Annotated in this window: 22 protein-coding genes and 1 riboswitch; of the genes, 12 read left to right on the plus strand and 10 right to left on the minus strand. The window is 62.6% G+C overall.

Going from position 1 to position 20919, the window contains the following annotated elements; all coding sequences use genetic code 11:
- Positions 1-53: 53 nt before the first annotated feature.
- The gene (locus NKI38_RS16135) at positions 54-1001 is read right to left on the minus strand and encodes an aldo/keto reductase (RefSeq protein WP_352659143.1); all 948 of its coding nucleotides are present in this window, start codon (positions 999-1001) and stop codon (positions 54-56) included.
- 120 nt (positions 1002-1121) lie between these two features.
- Positions 1122-1643, minus strand: a complete 522-nt coding sequence (locus tag NKI38_RS16140; protein WP_352659145.1) for a gamma-glutamylcyclotransferase — start codon at positions 1641-1643, stop codon at positions 1122-1124.
- A 150-nt stretch (positions 1644-1793) separates the two neighbouring features.
- Here NKI38_RS16140 and NKI38_RS16145 point away from each other — a divergent pair, with 150 nt between their 5' ends.
- Together NKI38_RS16145 and NKI38_RS16150 are read left to right on the plus strand one after the other, a co-directional pair.
- Positions 1794-2792 (plus strand): DUF2125 domain-containing protein, encoded by a 999-nt coding sequence (locus NKI38_RS16145; RefSeq protein ID WP_352659147.1) that lies wholly within the window; start codon positions 1794-1796, stop codon positions 2790-2792.
- Between the two features lie 10 nt (positions 2793-2802).
- Entirely contained in the window at positions 2803-3738 is a 936-nt protein-coding gene (locus NKI38_RS16150) for a sugar kinase (protein ID WP_352659149.1), read from the plus strand.
- A 128-nt stretch (positions 3739-3866) separates the two neighbouring features.
- Here the strand turns inward: NKI38_RS16150 and NKI38_RS16155 are convergent, their stop codons facing one another.
- Positions 3867-4802, minus strand: a complete 936-nt coding sequence (locus tag NKI38_RS16155) for a prephenate/arogenate dehydrogenase family protein (RefSeq protein ID WP_352659151.1) — start codon at positions 4800-4802, stop codon at positions 3867-3869.
- A gap of 6 nt (positions 4803-4808) precedes the next feature.
- Complete coding sequence (hisC, locus tag NKI38_RS16160; RefSeq protein ID WP_352659153.1) at positions 4809-5918, minus strand: histidinol-phosphate transaminase; 1110 nt, start codon at positions 5916-5918, stop codon at positions 4809-4811.
- A 137-nt stretch (positions 5919-6055) separates the two neighbouring features.
- Positions 6056-6133: riboswitch (SAM riboswitch) on the plus strand.
- Positions 6134-6245: 112 nt separating this feature from the next.
- On the opposite strand from hisC, the gene metX reads away from it, so the two are divergent.
- From metX to NKI38_RS16185, 5 genes are all read left to right on the plus strand, one after another.
- Positions 6246-7415 (plus strand): homoserine O-acetyltransferase MetX, encoded by a 1170-nt coding sequence (gene metX, locus NKI38_RS16165; protein ID WP_352659155.1) that lies wholly within the window; start codon positions 6246-6248, stop codon positions 7413-7415.
- Positions 7416-7473: 58 nt separating this feature from the next.
- Positions 7474-8088 (plus strand): methionine biosynthesis protein MetW, encoded by a 615-nt coding sequence (gene metW / locus NKI38_RS16170; RefSeq protein WP_352659157.1) that lies wholly within the window; start codon positions 7474-7476, stop codon positions 8086-8088.
- The gene (locus NKI38_RS16175; RefSeq protein WP_352659159.1) at positions 8037-8900 is read left to right on the plus strand and encodes a Stf0 family sulfotransferase; all 864 of its coding nucleotides are present in this window, start codon (positions 8037-8039) and stop codon (positions 8898-8900) included. The genes metW and NKI38_RS16175 overlap by 52 nt, the downstream gene beginning before the upstream one ends.
- 117 nt (positions 8901-9017) lie before the next feature.
- Entirely contained in the window at positions 9018-10010 is a 993-nt protein-coding gene (locus NKI38_RS16180; RefSeq protein ID WP_352659161.1) for a glycosyltransferase, read from the plus strand.
- Positions 10011-10334: 324 nt separating this feature from the next.
- A complete protein-coding gene (locus NKI38_RS16185) occupies positions 10335-11270 on the plus strand; it encodes a glycosyltransferase family 2 protein (RefSeq protein WP_352659163.1) in 936 nt (311 codons plus the stop codon).
- A 67-nt stretch (positions 11271-11337) separates the two neighbouring features.
- On the opposite strand, the gene NKI38_RS16190 is transcribed toward NKI38_RS16185, so the two are convergent.
- The 3 genes from NKI38_RS16190 to NKI38_RS16200 all read right to left on the minus strand — a co-directional run bounded on the left by NKI38_RS16190 (position 11338) and on the right by NKI38_RS16200 (position 14981).
- Positions 11338-12141: a DUF1194 domain-containing protein gene (locus NKI38_RS16190; RefSeq protein ID WP_352659165.1), complete on the minus strand. Its 804-nt coding sequence runs from the start codon at positions 12139-12141 to the stop codon at positions 11338-11340.
- 91 nt (positions 12142-12232) lie between these two features.
- Positions 12233-14053 carry an ABC transporter ATP-binding protein/permease gene (locus tag NKI38_RS16195; protein ID WP_352659167.1) on the minus strand — a complete coding sequence of 607 codons (1821 nt, stop codon included), beginning with the start codon at positions 14051-14053 and terminating at the stop codon, positions 12233-12235.
- Between the two features lie 139 nt (positions 14054-14192).
- On the minus strand, positions 14193-14981 hold the full coding sequence (locus NKI38_RS16200; RefSeq protein WP_352659169.1) for a class I SAM-dependent methyltransferase: 789 nt from the start codon (positions 14979-14981) through the stop codon (positions 14193-14195).
- 178 nt (positions 14982-15159) lie between these two features.
- Here NKI38_RS16200 and gloB point away from each other — a divergent pair, with 178 nt between their 5' ends.
- Complete coding sequence (gene gloB, locus NKI38_RS16205) at positions 15160-15927, plus strand: hydroxyacylglutathione hydrolase (protein WP_352659171.1); 768 nt, start codon at positions 15160-15162, stop codon at positions 15925-15927.
- A 12-nt stretch (positions 15928-15939) separates the two neighbouring features.
- Positions 15940-16368, plus strand: a complete 429-nt coding sequence (locus NKI38_RS16210; RefSeq protein ID WP_352659173.1) for a cupin domain-containing protein — start codon at positions 15940-15942, stop codon at positions 16366-16368.
- Here the strand turns inward: NKI38_RS16210 and NKI38_RS16215 are convergent.
- From NKI38_RS16215 to NKI38_RS16225, 3 genes are read right to left on the minus strand one after another with little or no spacing between them, the layout of a single operon-like run.
- Positions 16365-17039, minus strand: coding sequence for a lysoplasmalogenase (locus NKI38_RS16215; protein WP_352659175.1), 675 nt, complete (start codon positions 17037-17039; stop codon positions 16365-16367). The genes NKI38_RS16210 and NKI38_RS16215 overlap by 4 nt on opposite strands.
- Entirely contained in the window at positions 17036-17950 is a 915-nt protein-coding gene (gene yddG, locus NKI38_RS16220; protein ID WP_352659177.1) for an aromatic amino acid exporter YddG, read from the minus strand. The genes NKI38_RS16215 and yddG overlap by 4 nt, the downstream gene beginning before the upstream one ends.
- A 33-nt stretch (positions 17951-17983) precedes the next feature.
- The gene (locus tag NKI38_RS16225; protein WP_352659178.1) at positions 17984-18772 is read right to left on the minus strand and encodes a DUF3108 domain-containing protein; all 789 of its coding nucleotides are present in this window, start codon (positions 18770-18772) and stop codon (positions 17984-17986) included.
- Between the two features lie 257 nt (positions 18773-19029).
- Here NKI38_RS16225 and rpmB point away from each other — a divergent pair, with 257 nt between their 5' ends.
- The 3 genes from rpmB to NKI38_RS16240 all read left to right on the plus strand — a co-directional run bounded on the left by rpmB (position 19030) and on the right by NKI38_RS16240 (position 20906).
- Positions 19030-19326 carry a 50S ribosomal protein L28 gene (gene rpmB, locus NKI38_RS16230; RefSeq protein ID WP_023757258.1) on the plus strand — a complete coding sequence of 99 codons (297 nt, stop codon included), beginning with the start codon at positions 19030-19032 and terminating at the stop codon, positions 19324-19326.
- Between the two features lie 159 nt (positions 19327-19485).
- Positions 19486-20166, plus strand: coding sequence for a queuosine precursor transporter (locus NKI38_RS16235; RefSeq protein WP_352659179.1), 681 nt, complete (start codon positions 19486-19488; stop codon positions 20164-20166).
- Positions 20167-20225: 59 nt separating this feature from the next.
- On the plus strand, positions 20226-20906 hold the full coding sequence (locus NKI38_RS16240) for a spermidine synthase (protein WP_352659181.1): 681 nt from the start codon (positions 20226-20228) through the stop codon (positions 20904-20906).
- Positions 20907-20919: the final 13 nt, after the last annotated feature.

Below are 20919 nucleotides of genomic sequence, written 5' to 3' on the forward strand. Positions count from 1 at the left end.
CAAGACAAGAGGGTCGTCTTGGACGTTCGTGCGAGGAGCGGTCGCCGAAAGCTTCAGCCGCTCGCCCTGTCGAGTTCGGCCATGTCGTCGGCGCTCAGTTTCAGCGACGCCGCCTTGATCAGGCTGTCCATCTGCTCGGGCTTGGTGGCGCTGGCGATCGGCGCGGTGACGCCTGGCCGCGCGATAGCCCAGGCAAGCGCGACTTCCGCTTGCTTGGCCGAATGCCTGGCCGAAACGCCGTCAAGTGCCGCAAGAATGCGCATGCCGCGCGCATTGAGATAGTCCTTCACCCCGCCGCCACGCGGGCTTTGGCCAAGATCGGCCTCGCTGCGGTATTTGCCGCTGAGAAAGCCCTTGGCCAGGCTGAAATAAGTGATGACGCCGATGTCTTCTGCCACGCAGAGATCACGCAGCGGCCCGTCAAAGGACGAGCGATCGTAAAGATTGTATTCCGGCTGCAGCACCTCGTAGCGCGGCAGGCTGCGCAGACTCGCCACATCAAGTGCGGCGCGCAACTGGGCGGCGTCGAGGTTCGAGCAGCCGGCATAGCGGATCTTGCCCTTGGCGAGCAGCTTCTCGTAGGCGCCAAGGGTTTCCTCGTAGGGCGTCGTCGGGTCCGGCCAGTGCGACAGATAGAGGTCGATGGTGTCGGTCTGCAGCCGCTTCAGCGATGCGTCGACGGCCTTTTCGATGTATGCGGCGGACAGGTCCTTGTGGCCCTGCCCCATATCCGAACCGACCTTGGTGACCACGATGACCTTGTCACGATTGCCACGGTCCTTCATCCACTTGCCGATGATGGTTTCCGACTCCCCGCCTTTGTGGCCGGGCACCCAGCGCGAATAGGCATCCGCCGTATCGACGGCGTTGAGGCCGGCGCCGACGAAGCGGTCGAGGAGGTCGAACGAGGTTTTCTCGTCGGCGGTCCAGCCGAAGACATTGCCGCCCAGAACCAGCGGCGCGATGGAAAGGTCGGTGCGACCGAGACGGCGTTTCTGCAAGGCGGATCTCCGGGATGATTGGGCGGACGAATGGCGCCCGCGGGCTGAGGTTCGGAACCTAACCTAGGTCTCGACTGATCGAGGTCAAAGGCCTGGCCGCCTTTTTCCGCAGAGCCAGCTTCACAAAGGCGCGACCCGCCTGGCGACATCCTCCAGCCAATGGTCACGAATGCCCAGCGCCTCGAGATGCTCCAGCGTGCTGAGCACATAATCCTCGTTGATGCCTGACTGGCCGACCGCGCCGCGCACCACGGCCGCCGCCTCCGCCGCGTCGAGCGCGCCGGCATATTGCTCGTGCTGGCGGTCGACGATGTAGGCAACCGCCTCGACCGTCCGGCCCCCGTCGAGGCGAATCTTGAGCAAGCGCTCGAGATAGACGTTGGTGACCAATTCGCGCTCGCGCAGATAGGTGATGACCTCGTCGCGCAAGTCTCCGGGAACGCGGAACGCCAGGCCGATGCAGGAGCCGCCGCGGTCGAGGCCGAGCACCAGCCCCGGCCGCTCCCGCGTGCCGCGATGCACGAAGGAATAGACACAGAGCGAACGGCGGTACCCATGCAAGCGGGCGCGCTGCGTCTCGACATGCGCGAAACCCGGCCGCCAGATCAGCGACCCATAGCCAAACACCCAAAAATCGCCCATATCGCCGCGCCTGATTGCAAAAAATGCCAACACCGCACCGGGACCGGTGTTTTTTCCGCCTGTCCCGTCTACGTATTCGTCTCTGTCTACCTATTGTTGGCGGAATCGACTGTCCGTCCGCAACACCCATGCGTTAACGAGAGCCAAAGCATGACGTCAAGTGACGAACGCCAGCCGAGTAACCGTCGCCGCCTGTTCTGGCTTGCGGCGTTCGTCGTGGTGCTGTTTGCCATCTACAGCGGCGGCTGGTTCTACCTGGCCGGCCGGGTCAGGAGCGAGGCCGACAAGGCGGTTGCCACGCTGAACAAGACTGGCGTCGAGGCCGGCTGCGCCAACCTCCAGGTCAGCGGCTATCCCCTGAGCTTTACCGTCTCCTGCGACAATTTGGCTTACGAGGACGATGCCAGGAACATCGCCGCCTCGGTCGGCAAATTCAACGCAGCTGCTCAGATCATCCAGCCTCTGTCGCCGGTTGCCAATCTGCGCGGCCCGCTCAGGACCTCCGTTCCGGACATGGTGCCGCTCTGGATCGACTGGGACAATCTGCAAGCCAACGTCAAATTGTGGTGGCCGTTACCGCAGCGGATTGCTCTGGAGGCGGAGGGTCTGTCCGGCCAGACCGATCCGGCCGACGATGCCGATCCGGTGCAATTGTTCAGCGCCGGCAAGGCCGCCGGTCAGTTGCAGCCGAACGGTGGGGATATCGATTATGTCGGCAGTTTTGGCGATCTCGAGATCGATCCCGATGCGATCGGCGGGCGCGTGCTGCCGGCGCTCGACGCCAGCGGCGACGTCACGCTGAGGAACGGCGTCGCGCTCATCGGCACGCAAGTGAAGAGCCTGCGCGGCCAAGCGATCGAAATCCGCAACCTCGACCTGTCGTCGGGCACGGCGCGCATTACCGTTTCAGGACCGCTGTCGGTCGATGCCGAGGGCCTGGTCAACGCCGATCTGATGATCAGGCTGAAGGACCCGAAAGCGGTGGCGGCCATCCTCGGCACCGCCATACCCGAGCAGAAAAGCCAGATCGAGCAGGGTTTTTCTGCCCTGGCGATGCTCGGCAACGAACCGTCGATGCCGCTCAAGGTGGTCAAGGGCAAGGCCTCGCTCGGCTTCATCCCGCTGGGCAAGATCAAGCCGCTCGATTAAGCATCCCTGTATGAACAGACCGGCAAAACTTCTGAGCGTCGGCGCGCTGACGCTCGACACCATCCTGCGTGTCGAGACACTGCCACTGCATCAGGGCAAGTTCATCGCCTCCGACGGCGTCCAGATCGCCTCGGGCATGGCCACCAGTGCTGCCTGCGCCGCGCACCGCCTGGGCGCTGAGGTGTCGCTGTGGGCGAGCGCGGGCGACGATGCCGTCGCCGACCAGCTCATCGCTGGCATCGAGGCAGAAGGCGTCGATTGCACGCTTGTGCGCCGCGTCAGAGGCGCCCGCTCGGCACTGGCCTCGATCCTGGTCGATGCGCATGGCGAGCGCATCATCGTGCCGTTCTATGACAGGCTTGCGCAGGCCGATCCCGAAGCCTTGCCGGTCGCCGACCTCTCCGCATTCGACGCCGTACTGGTCGATGTCCGCTGGCCGGGCGCGGCAGCACTTGCCCTCAACGCAGCGCGCGCCATCGGCCGGCCGGCGATCCTCGATGCCGACACCGCGCCGCTGGAGGTCCTGGAACAGCTGTTGCCGCTCGCCACGTACATCGTCGCTTCGGAGCCGGCGGCGCGCATTGTCTGCGGCCAGGCGCTAGACCCGGAAAAGGCTTGCGCCGATCTCGCCAGCCGCACCGACGCCTTTGTCGCAGTGACTGGCGGCGCGGCGGGGAGTTGGTGGCACGACCGTTCCGCAGGCCGTGTGCGCCACGTCGCGGCGCCGAGGATCAAGGCGGTGGATACGCTCGCCGCCGGCGATGTCTTTCATGGCGCCTTCGCCGTCGGGCTGGCCGAAGCCATGCCGGTAGAACAGGCGCTGCGCTTTGCCAGTGCGGCCGCCGCGCTCAAATGCCTGCGCTTCGGCGGCAGGCTGGGCGCGCCGGACAGGGCCGAGACGCTGGCCATGGTTGCCGCGACCTGGCCGACATCCCAACAAAGCTAAGGAGCTGAGATTCAGGTCAGGCCGAGTCGAAAATGGCTGATACCGAGAACCGGAGCGGAGCGTACTTGAAGTACGTGACCACCGGAAGCGCAGGTGTCGGCCATTTGCAGGCCGGCCTCACCTGAATATCAGCTCCCTTTAGGGTGCTCGACCGCCTGGCGGCCAAAATCCGGCACGTCGATGTCCTGGCCGGCCTCGATGATCGAGCGGCGCACAGCACGGGTGCGGGTGAACAGGTCGAAGAGTTTTTCGCCGTCTCCCCAGCGGATCGCGCGTTGCAGTGACGCCAGATCTTCCGAGAATCGCGCCAGCATTTCGAGGATGGCATCCTTGTTGTGCAGGCACACATCCCGCCACATGGTCGGGTCGGACGCGGCAAGGCGGGTGAAGTCGCGGAAGCCGGAAGCCGAATATTTGATCACCTCGGACTTGGTCACCGACTGCAGGTCATCGGCGGTGCCGACGATGTTATAGGCGATGATGTGCGGCAAATGCGAGACGATGGCCAGCGTCATGTCGTGATGCTGGGGGTCCATCGTGTCGATGTTGGCGCCGCAACGCCGCCAGAATTCCGACAGCCGCTCCAGCGCGTCCGGGTCGGTATCGGGCACCGGCGTGAAGATGCACCAGCGATTGTCGAACAGATCGGCGAAACCGGCATCGGGGCCGGATTTTTCCGTGCCGGCCAGCGGATGGCCGGGAATGAAATGAACGCCGGCCGGCACAAAAGGCTGCATCTGTGCGATGACCGATGCCTTGGTCGAGCCGACATCGGTGAGGATCGCGCCCGGCTTCAGCGCCGGTGCGATTTCCTCGGCCACGGCACCGGACGAGCCGACCGGCACCGAGACGATGATCAGATCGGCATCGCGGACCGCCTCTTTCGCATCGGTGGTGTAGCTATCGCCGAGTCCAAGTTCTTCCGCCCGCGCCAGTGTCGCGGCGCTGCGGGTCGAGATGGCGACATGGCGGGCGAGGCCCTCGCGGCGGATGACCCGGGCCAGCGACGAGCCGATCAGGCCGATGCCGACCAGCGCGATCTTTTCAAACATCGGTAATGTCATGGTGTTCTAGCTTTTCAGGAATGTCGTGAGAGCAGCGACAACGCCGCGATTGGCCTCTTCGGTGCCGACGGTCATGCGCAGCGCGTTGGGGAAGCCGTAGCCGGAAACGCGCCGCAGGATATAGCCGCGCGCCGTCAGGTAGTCGTCCGCCGCTGCCGCAGAATGTTTCTGATCGTCAGGAAAATGAATGAGGATGAAATTGCCGACGCTCGGTGTCACCCGCAGCCCAAGCTTTGTGAACTCCTCGGTCAGCCAGGTCAGCCAGGTCTCGTTATGTGCGACGCTGCGCTCGACATGGGCGCGGTCGCGGATCGCCGCAATGCCGGCCTCGATCGCCGTTGCATTGACGTTGAAGGGGCCACGCACGCGGTTGATCGCGTCGACGATGTGCATCGGCGCGTACATCCAGCCGATCCGCGCACCGCCAAGGCCGATCTTGGAGAAGGTGCGGGTCATCACCACGTTCTCTGCGCTGCCGACCAGTTCGATGCCGGCTTCATAGTCGTTGCGGCGGACATATTCGGCATAGGCCGCGTCGAGCACCAGAAGCACGTGCCTGGGCAGACCTGCATGCAGCCGGCGCACCTCCTGGAACGGCACATAGGTGCCGGTCGGGTTGTTGGGATTGGCGAGGAAAACGATTTTCGTGCGCGGCGTGACGGCGGCCAGGATGGCGTCGATGTCGGCGCGCTCGTCTGTTTCCTTGATCGTCACCGGAACGGCACCCGCCGACTGGATATAGATCTTGTAGACCATGAAGGCGTGTTCGGTGATGACGGCCTCGTCGCCGGGCGCCAGATAAGTCTGCGCCAGCAGGCCGAGGATCTCGTCGGAACCGTTGGAGCAGATGATGTTGGCCGGGTTGAGGCCATGCACTTCGGCGATCGCTTCGCGCAGCCGCCTGGCGGTCCCGTCGGGATAGATATCGAGCTTGCAGGCAATCTCACGCGCGGCTTCGATCGCCTTTGGCGAGGGACCGAGCGGGTTCTCGTTCGATGACAGCTTGTAGACCTTGGCAACGCCGGCAGGCGCCGTGCTCTTGCCCGGCACATAGGCGTCGATGTCCATGATGCCCGCGCGCGGGGTTGGACGTGCCTTGTCCGGTGTCTGGTTCATGTCACAAAATCCGTCGAAAACGCTTCCTCAGGGAAGCCGCAGCGGAAATACAAGCCGTAGGTCGCAATGTCGAGAGGTGACAGCCGCCGGATCAAGGCTGGCCGTTGACGCCGGCCTGCCGCAGCCCTAGAAGGAGTACGAACTCCCGTGGTGATTTGGCCGGTCGGCTTGCAGCCACGTTAAACAACTTGCTAAAGGGCCGTTTGCATCCTGTAACCGGCTTTGCGACTGCAATGCCGGTTTTTTATTGCCCGCGCCGGCCGGACACCGCATCGGCATCGATTTTCGAAAAGCACGGTGCAGGGATCAAGGTGTGAGATGGATGCAATGGCCGCTCTGCGTGCTCGCAAAGCCAACAACGAGGCCGACCAACCGTCGAGCCCGGTTTTGCGTTTTGGACCTGACAAGCCGCTCAAGCTCGACGCCGGCACGCTGCTGTCGCCGTTCCAGATCGCCTACCAAACCTATGGCACGCTGAACGACGCCCGTTCCAATGCCATCCTCGTCTGCCACGCGCTGACTGGCGACCAGCACGTCGCCAGCACCAATCCGGTTACCGGCAAGCCGGGCTGGTGGGAGGTGTTGATCGGCCCCGGCAAGATCATCGACACCAGCCGCTTCTTCGTCATCTGCTCCAACGTCATCGGCGGTTGCCTGGGATCCACCGGCCCAGCCTCGACCAATCCCGCCACCGGCAAGCCCTATGGGCTCGACCTGCCGATCATCACCATCCGCGACATGGTGCGCGCGCAGCAGATGCTGATCGACCATTTCGGCATCGAAAAACTGTTCTGCGTGCTCGGCGGCTCGATGGGCGGCATGCAGGTGCTGGAATGGGCGTCGAGCTATCCGGAGCGCGTCTTCTCGGCGCTGCCTATCGCCACCGGCGCGCGCCATTCCTCGCAAAACATCGCCTTCCACGAGGTCGGCCGGCAAGCTGTCATGGCCGATCCGGACTGGCATGGCGGCAAATATTTCGAGCACGGCAAACGCCCGGAAAAGGGCTTGGCGGTGGCGCGCATGGCCGCCCACATCACCTATCTGTCGGAGGCCGCCCTGCACCGGAAATTCGGCCGCAATCTGCAGGATCGCGAAGCGCTGACCTTCGGCTTCGACGCCGACTTCCAGATCGAGAGCTACCTGCGCCACCAGGGCATGACCTTCGTCGATCGCTTCGACGCCAATTCCTATCTCTACATGACGCGGTCGATGGACTATTTCGATCTCGCCGCCGACCATGGCGGCCGGTTGGCCGACGCTTTTGCCGGCACCAAAACCCGCTTCTGCCTGGTGTCCTTCACGTCGGATTGGCTGTTTCCGACCGAGGAGAGCCGTTCGATCGTGCATGCGCTCAACGCGGCCGGCGCATCGGTGTCCTTCGTCGAGATCGAGACCGACCGCGGTCACGATGCCTTCCTGCTCGACGAGCCGGAACTGTTTGCCGCCATCAACGGCTTCATCGGCTCGGCGGCCCGGGCCAGAGGGCTCAACGCATGACCCCGAAAAGTTGCAGACTTGGCTGTCCAGGATCATGCGCCAGGCAGGAGGCAAAGCCATGAGTGTCAACCGCAACCAGCGCGTCGACCTCGAGGTCGTCGCCAACCTGATCCCGCCGCAGTCGCGCGTGCTCGACGTCGGTTCGGGCGATGGCTCGCTGCTCGAACTGCTGCAGGACACCAAGCAAGTCGACGGCCGTGGCCTGGAACTGTCGCAACGTGGTGTCAACGAATGCGTGGCGCGCGGTCTCTCGGTCATCCAGGGCGATGCCGACAAGGACCTCGAATTCTATCCCGACAAGGGCTTTGACTTCGTCGTCCTGTCGCAGACCCTGCAGGCCACCCGCAACCCGAAGCTGGTGCTCGACGAACTGCTCAGGATCGGCAACCGTGCGATCGTGTCCTTCCCCAATTTCGGCCACTGGCGGGTGCGCCTGTCGCTGTTCATCCAGGGCCGCATGCCGGTGACCAAGGACCTGCCCTATTCCTGGTACGACACGCCCAATATCCATTTCTGCACCATCCGCGACTTCGTCAATCTGTGCGACGAACTCGGCGCGACCGTGGAAAAAGCAACCGCACTCGATGCCAATGGCCAGAAGATCGGCCTGTCGATGCCGTGGTGGTTCTGGAATTTCTTCGGCCAGCAGGCGGTGTTCTTGCTGAAGCGGTAGTTTTGATCGCCATGCATCTTTTTCGTAGGCGCCCTCTGCCAGTTGAAATCCCGCCGGAAATGCTGGCTGGGTTGAAAGCCGGAATTCTCATCTGCACCTCACCGCGCAGCGGCAGCAATCATCTGGCCGGATTGATGGCAGCCGCCGAGCTTGGCAACCCCCTCGAGTGGTTCGGTGGCCGCCGTGTTCTCGCAATGCCGAACTATCCTCGCGATCCCCGTGCCCAGGTTTTGCGTGCATTGAAAGATGGGCGGTCTCCCTCTGGAATTTACGCTGCCAAACTGTTTGCAAGCCAGTTTGTGCAGGTGGCCAAGACTGTGGATCTCCCAGCCAGCCTTCCAGGGCTGCACTACGTGCGCTTGACTCGCCGCGATCTCCTTGGTCAGGCAATCTCTTGGTCACGCGCCCGTCAGACCGGTCGGTTTCGCTCTACTGAGGCTGTTCAGAACTCACCACGCTATGACGGCGCATCGATAGCGGAGGCCCTTGAAAAAATCGTGCTGGAGAATCTGTCGTGGGACATCTGGCTTGCAAAAAACGGATTGTCTTTCCTGTCCTTGACATACGAGGAACTCTTGGCAAATCCACAGGCCAGCCTTGAGAAAGTCGCGAGTCTGGTAGGCGCGCAACTCACATTTGAATCTGCTGAATCTGCACCAGCCCCCAGTTCAGGTCTCGAAATCCAACGAGACAACGTCAATAGGGAGTGGAGGGAGCGCTTCTTGTCGCAATACTCGGACCCCTCAAAATTCAACCTCAGCAATCATCGCGCTTTCGGCACTCTTAGAAACCTGGGCCGGCGTCCGATCTGATCGAAAAGTGACAAGGAGCGCTTTGCGAATCTACTGTCGCTTGATCGATAGGGTTGTCTTTACGTTGGGTTGCGGCGACGATAGCCATCTAGACGCTGATGAATGGTCGGTGCAGAGATGGCTGAGGAACGCGCAACATACTCGCTCGTCTTGGAAATGGAGAACGCCAAATCCATAGATTGGGGCGAAGTCGGCGTTGGACTGAAGGCGCTGGCGCGTGAAATCACTTCGGTTTCCTCAGCCGGCTTAGCCAGACCGAAGGTTGTCATCTCCCACGGCGGAACAGAGGCGGATGCAAAATCGCTTCGTAGCGACATCACAGCGGAAGCGCCGCAACTGGAACGAGTTGCCGATGTCATCTTTGCCGCTTGCCCAGGAGGGCGATATTACGACCTGAAGAACAATGGAATCTTGAAAGCCGATGGGGACGTAATTGTCTTATCCGATTCAGATACCGTAGCTGAACCAGGATGGCTATCGACTTTACTTGAGCCGTTCGCACAATCTGAAATTGTTTGCGTGAACGGATATACCTACCTATTGCATGATGATTTCTTTTCTAGAACATTTGCTTTGATTTGGTTTTTTCCCATGGCACATGGAGACGGGAGATTTGCTTCAAAGAGAGCAATTAACGCCAATAATATAGCTTTTCGGCGCGACTGGATTACGAAAAATCCTTTTCCAAAACATAATGGGTTCAAAGTCTCCTGCACATTGCTGATGCGCAAGCTAAAACTTGAAGGTCACAAGATCTATAATGTCAATGCACGCGCTTGCCATTACTCTCCACGTGGCTGGAAATTCTTTTACTGGCGTGCACTGGTAACCGGTCGCGATGCCGACCGCAAATATGTGGAGCTTAGTGCGCCTAGCCGCACGCAACGGGTGGCGAAGTCTTTCAGCCGATGGTTCACCATGTCGTGGCGCACAACACGACGTATCGTTGGCCACGCCCGAGAAGCAGGGATGCCGCTTTGGCAAATTCCATTTTCCCTGATTGTCGGTCAGGCATTTTATGGCTTGGCGTTTTGGGGCCAGTTCAGTTTCGCTGCCGGCATGGTTCGCGACGAAATCGAGACCGTGCCTGACTATGTCGGGCACAGCTAGGCGATTTATCGCGATCCCTTGCGCAACGCCGCGCGAAGCGATTACGTCCGAGGTAATGGAATACATGCTATCGGTCGCGCATGTCGCTTCCGTGGTGATTCGCAAATCCGGCAGTGCTGTTGCAATTGGAGCGCTAACAACGGGAATTCGTTATCTCGCGCGGGCCAAGGACCGGCACGGTGAGTGACACGGGCAGCTGGTTTTTGTAACCTCACATCGACTATGAGGTGTAGCGGAAAGGAAAGTCCGATCCATTCGACCGTTCTGAAAATCGAAAAGTCCTGGATAGACGCGCAACCCTGCGCAGGAAACAGCTGACACGACATGGCCGGGATCACCGAACCGACACCCCTCATCACGGTCATAACGCCGACCCACGACCGGCGCGAATCAGTGTTGCGCGCCGTGGGAAGCGTGCTTTCCCAGAGCATGCCAAGGCTTGAGCATATTGTCGTTGACGATGGCTCGACCGACGGAACCGAGGCGGCGCTCGCCCGCATTCAAGATCCGCGGCTGATCTATGTCGGCGCGAAATGGCGAGGCGCCAACGCCGCCAGGAATGCCGGCATCGAGCGAGCGCGGGCGCCCGTGGTGACGTTCCTCGATTCGGACGACGTCTACCTGCCGCACCGGCTTGAACGGACCCTGGCCTGCTTCGATGACAATCCCACACTTCAGGTGCTGATCAGCTCTTTTGTCTCCCTGAAGGGCAACCGCGCCACCAATTGCGTCAACCGCGATGCATTCGTAAGCCCGACGATGCTGGAACGGACGCTGGTAGCGCAGACGATCTTCATCGCCGGCTCCGCGATAACCGCCCGGCGCGAGGCCTTGCTGGGCATTGGCGGCTATGACAGCGACATCACCCGGATGCAGGACCGGGAATTGCTGCTGCGGCTAGCGCGCCGCCATGGCGCGCGTTTATCCGAGGACATCGACTGGACAAAATACAATTCGGAAAACTCGATTTCGGGCTGCCGTAACGGCTATGTCGAAGCCTATGCGAACCTGATGGGCAAACATCCGCATATTGCCGACGCCTACCCGCACATTCCGCCCTACATGATCTCGCGGCAGATTATCGCCGATATCCTCAGAGGCCGGATACCTCAAGCATTTGAGGGCTACATGGCCAATCGCTCGTCGAAAGCGCTCGGCTACTCGCTGCCGGAGCTGATGCACGGCTATGTCCACGGCCGGCGCTGGCGCCGCGATCTCTACAATGAGTTCCGCGACAAGTTTGGCGCCCGACCAGCCTAGTTGCATGTCGTCCAAAAGTGTCCAGCGGTCTTGGGACAACGACATGCACGACAAGTCCCGGCACGGCTCACCGGTCGAGTTCCGGGAAATACGGATCGGACAAGAACCGCCTGTCCCGCTCGCCTTGCAGACAGTCTATCGGCGTGGCCGTGTCGACGGGGATGATTCTCGCCTTGTCCTGAATGCCGCTTACTTCGAGGATCAGCTTGCGCCGGATGGCCGTCGAAAATTCGGCGGCCGCATAGATCGGCAGCACGAAGGAACCGGGCCCTCCGGTCACGCACTGCGCATAATACTGGTCGAGATGACTGAAGGTGGGCGATGGGCTGATCAGGATCGGCAGGCCATTGACGACGATGCCTTTTGCGGTCGCCGCATCACGCGTCGCGGTGACCGGCGGCCCGATATTGTTCGGACCGTCACCGGAAATATCGATGACGCTGCGTTCGCCCTCGGAAGAAGTGCGGTCGAAAAGCTCGGTGCCGAAGGCCAGCGCACCGGAAATCGACGTGCCGCGGAAGCTGCGGAACGGACGGGCCGCAACCTTGTCGGCAAAGCTGTTGGCGCTCTCGGCGCTGTCGATGATCTGCCAGCCTATGACCGCGTCGTCGCGCACGGTGCCGGCCCATTCGAAATAGGCGAGCGCGATGCGGCCCTTGGCGCCGGCGCGGACAGCCTCGATGAAGTCGGGATGCCGCAGCGCCTCGACATAACCGGCGCGCTGCAGGGCGAACTCCTTCTCGTCCATCGACAGCGAGATGTCGACCGCCAGCACAAGCTCGACGTCGACGGCCAGCGCATCCGGCGGCGAGGCAGCGGGAGCGGCCTGGGCGCAGGCAAGACAGACAAGCAGGCGCAGAGTATCAAGCATGGCCGTCGCCAGGGCTGTTTCTCCCCGGGAGCTTCACTCGCGATCACGGCAAAATAAAGCTTGGCACCGGTAAGCCGACATCGGCCTATGTCTATCGGCGAGCGGCGACTGGCGGCGGTTCGATCGCGCCGGCCCTGATGCGGGCGGGCTTCAGAGCCGGCGCACCGGAATCCTTGACGATCGTCAACGCGCGCGAAAAGAAGTGATCGTTGTGCAGGCCGCGCCCGATGTTGAGGATCGCGGCGCCCGGCAAACGCTTCTCGATCATCGACAGCACGCGTCTTAGCGACGGGCCGTCGAACGCATCCAGCGCTTCATCGATGATCACCCATTTAGGCTGCCGCAAGGCGAGCCTGGCGAAGGCCAGCGAGTGCTGTTCGTCATCGCCCAACTCGTGGTCCCAGCGCCCGGCGCGATCGAGCGACGACGACAGCCGTTCGAGACCGACCTCGGCGAGCACCGCCGAAATCTCGGCATCGCTCGCCGGCGCAGCTCCATTTGGATGATCAAGCACCTCGCGCAACGTACCGACCGGGAAATAAGGGACGCGCGGCACGAATAGTGGGGGTTCCCCCGCCGGCAGGCTGATCCGTCCGCTTCCCCATGGCCACAGGCCGGCAATGGCGCGGAAGAACAGCGTCTTGCCGGCACCCCGGTCGCCGGTGATCATAACGCGCTCGCCGGGGCGGATTTCGACATGCTGGTCGGCGAGCCTGGTGCAGCCCTCCGGCGAAGCCACTTCGAGCTTCTCGAAAGTCAGGCTGCCATTGGGGTTTTCGCCGAAGGCGATGCGCTTTTCCGTGTCGTGCAGCACATCGGTTTCATTAAGCGCGATGCGGAAGTCGGCGACGCGCATGAGCGTTGCGCGCCAATCGGCGATGCTGCCGATGTTGTTGATGAACCAGCGCAGCGACGAATGGACCTGGTTGAAGGCGCCGACAGCCATCATCAGCCCGCCAAAGCTGATATCGCCTGAGAAATAGACCGGCGAGGCGACCAGGATGGGTGCCACGACGGTGATCCAGCCATAGGTGTCGGTCACCCAGGCCAGGTTGATCTGGGCGCTGTAGATGCGCCGCATGGCGCCCAGCACGGTGCCGAGGTCGAGTTCAAGCCGTCGCCTGGCGTCGGGCTCGCCATGGTACAACGCAATGGCATCGACATTCTCGTTGACCCGCACCATCGAGGAGCGCAGCTCGGCTTCGCGCGTGTAGCGGTCGCTGTTGAGGCTGATGAGCGGGCGTCCGACCAGCCAGCTCAGCCAGGAGGCGGTACCGGCATAGAGGATGGCCGCCCAGACCATGTAGCCCGGTATGGCCAGAGAGGTCCCACCGATATGGAAGACGAAGCCCGAGGACAGCTCCCACAGCACGCCGACGAAGGACACGAGCAGGATGCATGACTGCAGTAGGCCGACGCCGAGATCCGTCGAAAGGTCGGAAAGATGCGCGGCATCCTGCTGCATGCGCTGGTCGGGATTGACGCCGATGGCGCCGGCATTGGCCAGCCGGAAGGCACGCGCCGGCCTCATCCACTGGTCGATCAGGTCCAGCGTCAGCGCCTGGCGCAGCTTGAGCCTGATCATCTGGTTGAGCCAGGTCTGGCCGATGTTGAGCACCAGAAGTCCACCGGCTATTGCCGCAAAGACGAGAAGCTGGTGCAGGAAGGCCGCCATGTCGCGGCGCGCGAGCGCATCGTAGAAAGGCTGATTCCAGCGGTTGAGCAAAACCTGGCCGATCGACGTTGCGATGATCACGGCCATGATGCCAACCGATGTCCAGAGCAACCACTTGCGAACCGGCGATTCCGCCAGCGCTCGCCTGATCGTCGCCACCTGATCGCTCAGGCTGCTGGCTTCGACCGCCACGGCAACCTGCTGAACGGTGGCGGCATAGTCCGGTTGATCAGCCATGGCCGAGGTCCTTGCGTTCAGTGCTGAAACCGGTTGGAGAGACTTGAAGGTATCCATCGTTCAAATGGGCTGCCAAATGGGCCGTCAGTCCACTTGCGACAGATAGGCGGGGAAACGACGCCGGGCACTCTTGCCGTGATCACGAAGTCGTCACCCGTGCAACCGATGGCTTGATGTCCCCGGCCTCATTGCGACGGCCAAGCCGGGTGGCGCCATGCGGCGACAGCACCGGCACGAAGACACGGCGCGAGGCGCGCTGGACGACCGGCACGCCTTGATAGAGCCGCTTCTGCGCCTCGACGACGATGACCCCGGAAAAGATCGGCCACAGCCGCCGGCCGGCGCGTTCAAGCACATTATGGAACTGCATCATGAAGCGCCGCCGCGATGGCGGGAAGAACAGCGCATCGGACCAGGAGGCGGGCGTGAAATTCGCCTCGCGCAGCAATTCAGTGAGCTGTCCACGCGAAAAAGGCCGGCCATTGCCGAACGGCGTGTGCTCGAAGCGCGCCCAGACGCCGCGCCGGTTGGGCACGACGATGACCACCCGGCCTGCCGGCGACAGCACACGCCAGATTTCGTTCAGCGTCTCACGCGGGTTCTCGACATGTTCGAGCGAATGGACGAGCAGCATGCGGTCGATGCAGGAATCGACCAGCGGCAATTCCTCGTCGAAGACCAATGCCGTCGCCGTGGGTCCCGTCGCCGGCCACACCACCGCGCCCTGCGTTGCCGGCATGAAGGCGAAGACCCGCTCGGCATCGGCGCCGAAGCGCTCCAGCCAAGGCAAGGTGTAGCCGAGGCCGACCAGCCGTTCGTTGGGCACGGCCGCCCATATCGATGACAACGCCATGGTGATCGAATGCTCGGCGAACCGGCCGAGCGTTGTCGAATAAAAGGAGCGAAGATCGACGATGTCGGAGTGCATGGCAGGGATGTAGCCGTGATATCGTCGGGTTTCAACAAAAGGCCTTGCTGAGCCCGACATTCCGGGAATGACATTCGACATTCCGGGTTGTTGTCCAACATCCCTGGATGTTGCTTAACATCCGGGATGACATCCGAACGCCAGCGCCCTATGTCTGCGGCGATAATGGAGAGATGCGATGCCGGTCGAAATCGAACAGTTCATGTGCCGCACCGACAATTTTGGCGTGCTGGTGCATGACCCCAAAAGCGGCCAGACCGCGATCATCGACGCACCCGAGGAAGCGCCGATCCTGGCCGCGCTCAAGCGCACCGGCTGGACGCCGACGATGATCCTGACCACGCATCATCATGGCGACCATGTCGAGGCCAATTTGGCGCTGAAGCAGCGCTTCAAGCTGCGCATCGTCGGCCCGGAAGCGGAAAAAGCCAAGATTCCTGGCATCGACGAAACCGTCGAAGACGGCTCGGTTCTCCATCTTGGCGATGAAAAGATCGAGGTGATCGCAACGCCCGGCCACACAGCCGGCCACGTCTCCTACTATTTTCCTGGATCGAAAGTGGCGTTCACCGCCGACACGCTGTTTGCGCTGGGGTGTGGGCGCCTGTTCGAATGCAAGCCGCCGGTGATGTATGATTCACTGAAGAAGCTGGCGGCGCTTCCGGCTGAAACGGTCGTCTATTGCGGCCACGAATACACGCTCTCTAACGCTCGTTTCGCGCTGACCGTCGACCCGACCAATTCGGCGCTGAAGGAACGCGCCGCCAAAATCGAGGCACTGCGCACCGCCGACAGGCCGACGCTGCCGACGACGATCGGCGAGGAACTGTCGACCAATCCATTCCTGCGCTGGCACGATCCGGCGATCCGCAAGCATCTTGGGCTGGAGAAAGCCTCGGACGCCGAGGTCTTTGCCGAAATCCGCAAGCGCAAGGACAATTTCTAGAGCATTCGGGCCATGACCAGCTCCGCCGAAATCATCGCGACGCTCGGCCTGAAGCCGCATCCGGAAGGCGGCTGGTACGCGGAGACCTTTCGCGATGACGCCGGCGGTGCGCGCGGCCATTCGACCGCGATCTATTTCCTGCTGGAACAGCATCGGGTTTCGGCCTGGCACCGGGTCAAGGACGCCGCCGAGGTCTGGCATTTCCATGCCGGCGCCCCGCTGGCGCTATCGGTGTGGGAAGAAGGCAGCGCCGTTATAGAGCAGGTGCTCGGCATCGATCTCGCAGCCGGTGAGCGGCCGCAGATCGTCGTCCCGGCAGGCTGGTGGCAATCGGCGCGCAGCCTGGGTGAATGGACGCTGGTCGGCTGTACCGTCGCGCCGGGCTTTGAGTTCCCCGCCTTTGAGCTGGCCGAGCCGGGCTGGCAGCCTGGACAATCCTAACTTAGCAAGAATCCAAGCGTGATCGCGAACTGGGCGGCATAGTACAGTACCCAGACGGCAAAGCGCATCCAGGCGCGGTGCGGCGAAATGGCGGCCACCAGGAATTTCTCCGTGGCGAGCAACCCGTCCGATGCCATGAACAGCACGGCGCCGCCGATAATCCAGGCGCTGCTTGTCGTCAGCGCCGAAACGCCCATCGCCAGGATCGCAGCGACATAGACGGCGATCGGGACACGCAGGCCGGGGCCGACGCGGCGCCAGAGCGCCGCCAGCATTACGACCGCAAACACCGCCATGGCCAGCGCGATTGCCCCGCGCCATGATTCGGCGCCCAGCAATTCCAAGCCGCTGCCAGTGCGCAGGAACAGCACGATATAGACGACGTGCGCGAGGAGAAAACTGGCGAGCCCGCCGAGAAACGCTTTTTCGCCGTCGCGCGACAGAAAGGCATCGCCAACGGCGCTGAGCGCGAGCGCGGCGACCAGCAGCAGCGGGCCGCTTTGCAGCACCGCCAGCATGGCAAGCATCGCCACGGCAAGCGTCTTTGCCGCCGAGCGGGCGAGCGTCGGCGGCATGCCAAGCGTGAACGCGTAGATCACCGCCGCCACCAGCGAAAAGATCAGCGTCGCATTGGCATTGGCGTCGATGCCGCCGGCAAACGGCATCGTCATGCCCGGGCTCCGCCTTCGGATGCCCGGGCTCCGCTTTCGGTCGCTGCCGGCTTGCGCAGGAACAGTGACTTTGCCGCCAGAGCCGCGCCGCCAGTGATGAGCACGCAGGCAGCGAGGATGCGCAGCGACGGCTCGGCGACACCGGCCGCGATCAGCACCAGCGTCGACAACAGCGGTGCGGCGTAGCTTGCGGCGCCCAGCACCTGGATGTTGCCGCGCTTGACGCCGATGTCCCAGGCGTAGAAGGCCGCCCCGACCGGCATCAGGCCAAGGCCGAGCACGGCCAGCCATTGCCCGGCGCCGTCAGGCAGCACGGTTTGTTCCAGCGCCAAGTGGCAGGCGAGCGACAGCACCGCGGTCGCCGCGCAGAACCAGGTGACGATGCTGGTCGGCACCGACGGAAAGCGCCGCGACAACAGCGAATAGGACGACCACAGCACGGCGCAGACGGCGGCCATGGCATAGCCGAAGGTGTAACGGGCATCGAACGCCAGCCCGCCACCCTTGGTGACGATCAGCACGGTACCTGCAAGGCCGAGCAGCGCGCCGACGACATGGTTCCAGGCCAGGCGCTCGCCCGGCATCAGCGCCGAGCCAAGCACGATCAGCAGCGGCCACAGATAGGCGATCAGGCTCGCCTCCACCGCCGGCGCATTGCGCAGCGCGGTGAAGTAGAAGAAGTGGTAGCCGAACAGGCCGGCAATGCCGATCAGCCAGACTTGGCGAGGGATTTTCTGGCCCTTTTCGGGTGCCGGCATGAACAGTCGCGCGACGAGCCCGACGCCGGTGCCGATCGAGAAGGTGATCGCCGACAAAAGGAACGGCGGCACCTGGCCGGACGCATCGGTGAGTAGCGCCAGCAGCGCCCACATGGCAACCGCCGAAAAGCCGATCAGTGTTGCGCGCCCCATTCCGTCTCCAGTGGCGCGCGTATGGCGCCTGGCCTATTGTACCGCTTCGAAACGCCCGGCGCTGATGGTCAAGGTGCCGATCTGCGTGCCCACCGTGGCGTGGATCGGCGCATATATGCCGGTTTGGCCGAGCGGTGCAAACGTCACCATCATGCGGCTGCGGTTCTTGAGATAGTTGAGCGCCTTGCGGCCCTTGCGGTAACCCGCCACCGGCTCGAAGCCCATCCGGCAGGTGATGGTGTCGCCCTTGTAGCCCGGCACCGAGATCGCGCCCTTCGAAGCGTAAGTCAGTGTGAGATCGGCGCGCATCTCGCCATCATAGAACTTTACCGTGCGGCCGCAGACCTGATCGAGACTGTCGGCATGGATGACGGTGGCGGCCATCGGATCGAGCACCGACGCCAGATCGCCGGCACTGATCGGCACCCAGCTCTTGGGGTCGCGCTTGCCTGGCGCCGGGGTGACCTGCGTCGAGGTGACCGCACCATTGGCAAAGCGGATATCGACCACCGATGCCTTCTTGCCGGAGGTGTAGTCGGCACGGAACGCCTGCGGCACCATCTTCTTGCCCGCAATCGCGCCTTTGGACGAAATCGTGCCACGCGTGTCGTCGAACAATTTGGCCAGCCCTGCCGCGCTGACGCTGCCATCGATCGCGTAGGCGCCGTTCTCATAGCGGCTGGAAAACGTTGATTTCGCTATCGAAAGGCCAAGGAACGACACCGTGTACTCACCCTTGAACGACTGCGGCGAGGCAGCAGAAGCGGCGGACGGCAAGGCAATGGCAAGCAGGGCAGCAAGGGCATGAGACGAACGAAGCATGGCGGGATCGGGTCCTTGATTTTCGGCCGGAGGCGGGCAACTCCGGTCTGGCATGTCCCTATCAGACCGCTTATAGGATGAATTCCGGCCTTAATATGAAATGCCGGGCGCGTCCGTGGGGAAGCCGGAGCTTGACGCCCCGGCGAAATGCAACTATGGAACGCCAACTTTTTCCATAAGGCCGCCTGACCAGAACCGCGCGCCACCCGGCGTGGGCACAAAGGTTTGGCAGACCCCGAGAACTGAAGGTTAGAACCATGTCCCGCACCTGCGAACTCACTGCCAAGGCAGTCATGTCCGGCAACAATGTGAGCCACGCCAACAACAAGACCAAGCGTCGCTTTCTGCCGAATCTCGTCAACGTGACGCTGATTTCGGAAGCGCTGAACCAGAATGTGCGCTTGCGCATTTCGGCCAACGCGCTGCGTTCGGTCGAACATCGTGGCGGTCTCGACGCCTTCTTGGCCAAGGCCGACGTCAAGGAATTGTCGCAGCGCGCCCGTCTGTTGAAGAAGCAGATCGCCAAGAAGATCGCCGAGCAGGTCGCCGCCTGACATCGTTTTAAGGCGGGGGACGACCGCCCTGGCCAACCTCTTGTTGGCCTTCGGCATCGGATCGAACCCGCAAGGTTCGGCAATCCGATGCTCAAATACGAGCGAGCATCGCCCGGATGGGCATGATGCTCCGCTGGTTCCATTACCCAGGATAAAAAAATGCCTTCCTTCTCGCGATACCTGCCATTCGTGGCCGCCATGGCGCTTGTCGTCGTGGCGTCGAACATTCTCGTGCAATTCCCGATGCAGGGCCAGATCGGCGGCCTGTCGCTGGCTGACCTTTTGACCTGGGGTGCCTTCACCTATCCCTTCTCCTTCCTGGTCACCGACCTCGCCAATCGCCGCTATGGGCCAACCGTGGCGCGCAGGATCGTCTTTGTCGGCTTCATGACGGCAGTGGTCTGCTCGATCCTCGTCCCGCCCTTCCTGTTCCGTCACGGCCTGATCGAGTTCGAGACCGCCGCCGACCGGCTGGTGCGGATCGCGGCGGCGTCCGGCGCTGCGTTCCTTGCCGCGCAATTGCTCGACGTGACCGTCTTCAACCGGCTGCGCCGGCAGAGCTGGTGGCGCGCGCCAATCGTCGGCACGCTGGTCGGATCCGTGTTCGATACCGCCGTCTTCTTCACTGTCGCGTTCTCGGCCGCGTTTGCCTTCGCCGGTCCGAACGACAGCTTTGCGCTTGAAACCGCACCTTTGATGGGCGTCTTCCATGTCGATGCCATGCGCTGGATTTCCTGGGCGCTTGGCGATCTCTCGGTGAAGCTGATCATCGCCGTCGTCGCGCTCATCCCCTACCGGCTGCTCGCCACCCGCTGGAGTCAACCGGCAGTCACGGCTTAAATCATGATCCCGAAAAGTGGGACCCGGTTTTCGGAAAAGATCATGGTCGGACAAAGATCATGATCCCGTGGGTCCAGCTAGACTCTGCTAGGACACCCGACGGCGCACAAGAGCTTCGCCTCAAGCGGCGCGGGTCAGAATTCTCGATCATGCTCGGCAGCAACGAGCTGATGAACAGCCGCCTCAGCGGCTCCGAGCAAGCACTGGCAAAACTGTCCTGCGCGCGCGTCGCCGGCCATCGGCGGCCAAGGATCCTGATCGGCGGGCTCGGCATGGGCTTTACGCTGCGCGCCGCACTCGCTGAACTTGGCGATGATGCCAGCATCGTCGTCGCGGAGTTGGTGCCGGCGGTCGTCGCCTGGGCACGCGTCCCGATGGCGGAGATCTTTGGCAGCTGTCTCGACGATCCGCGCGTCAGCATCCGGGAGACGGATGTCGGGCAGCTGATACGGTCTGAGCCCGCAGCCTGGGACGCGATCCTGCTGGATGTCGACAACGGCCCGGAAGGCATCGTCCACAAATCCAACGATGCGCTTTACAGCCTGCAGGGCCTCAGTGCCGCGCGCAGCGCCCTCAAGCCGGGCGGCGTGCTGACGGTGTGGTCGCAAGGCCCCGACAGCGGCTTCACGCGGCGGCTGAAGCAGGCCGGCTTCGCGGTCGAGGAGGTCAATACACGTGCCAACGGCAAGCGGGGCGCGCGCCATGTTATCTGGATAGCCACCAATGGCTCACGAACCTGACCGGACGCCGTCA

The organism is Mesorhizobium sp. M0621 (assembly GCF_040320745.1).
In the GTDB taxonomy this organism is placed as follows: domain Bacteria; phylum Pseudomonadota; class Alphaproteobacteria; order Rhizobiales; family Rhizobiaceae; genus Mesorhizobium.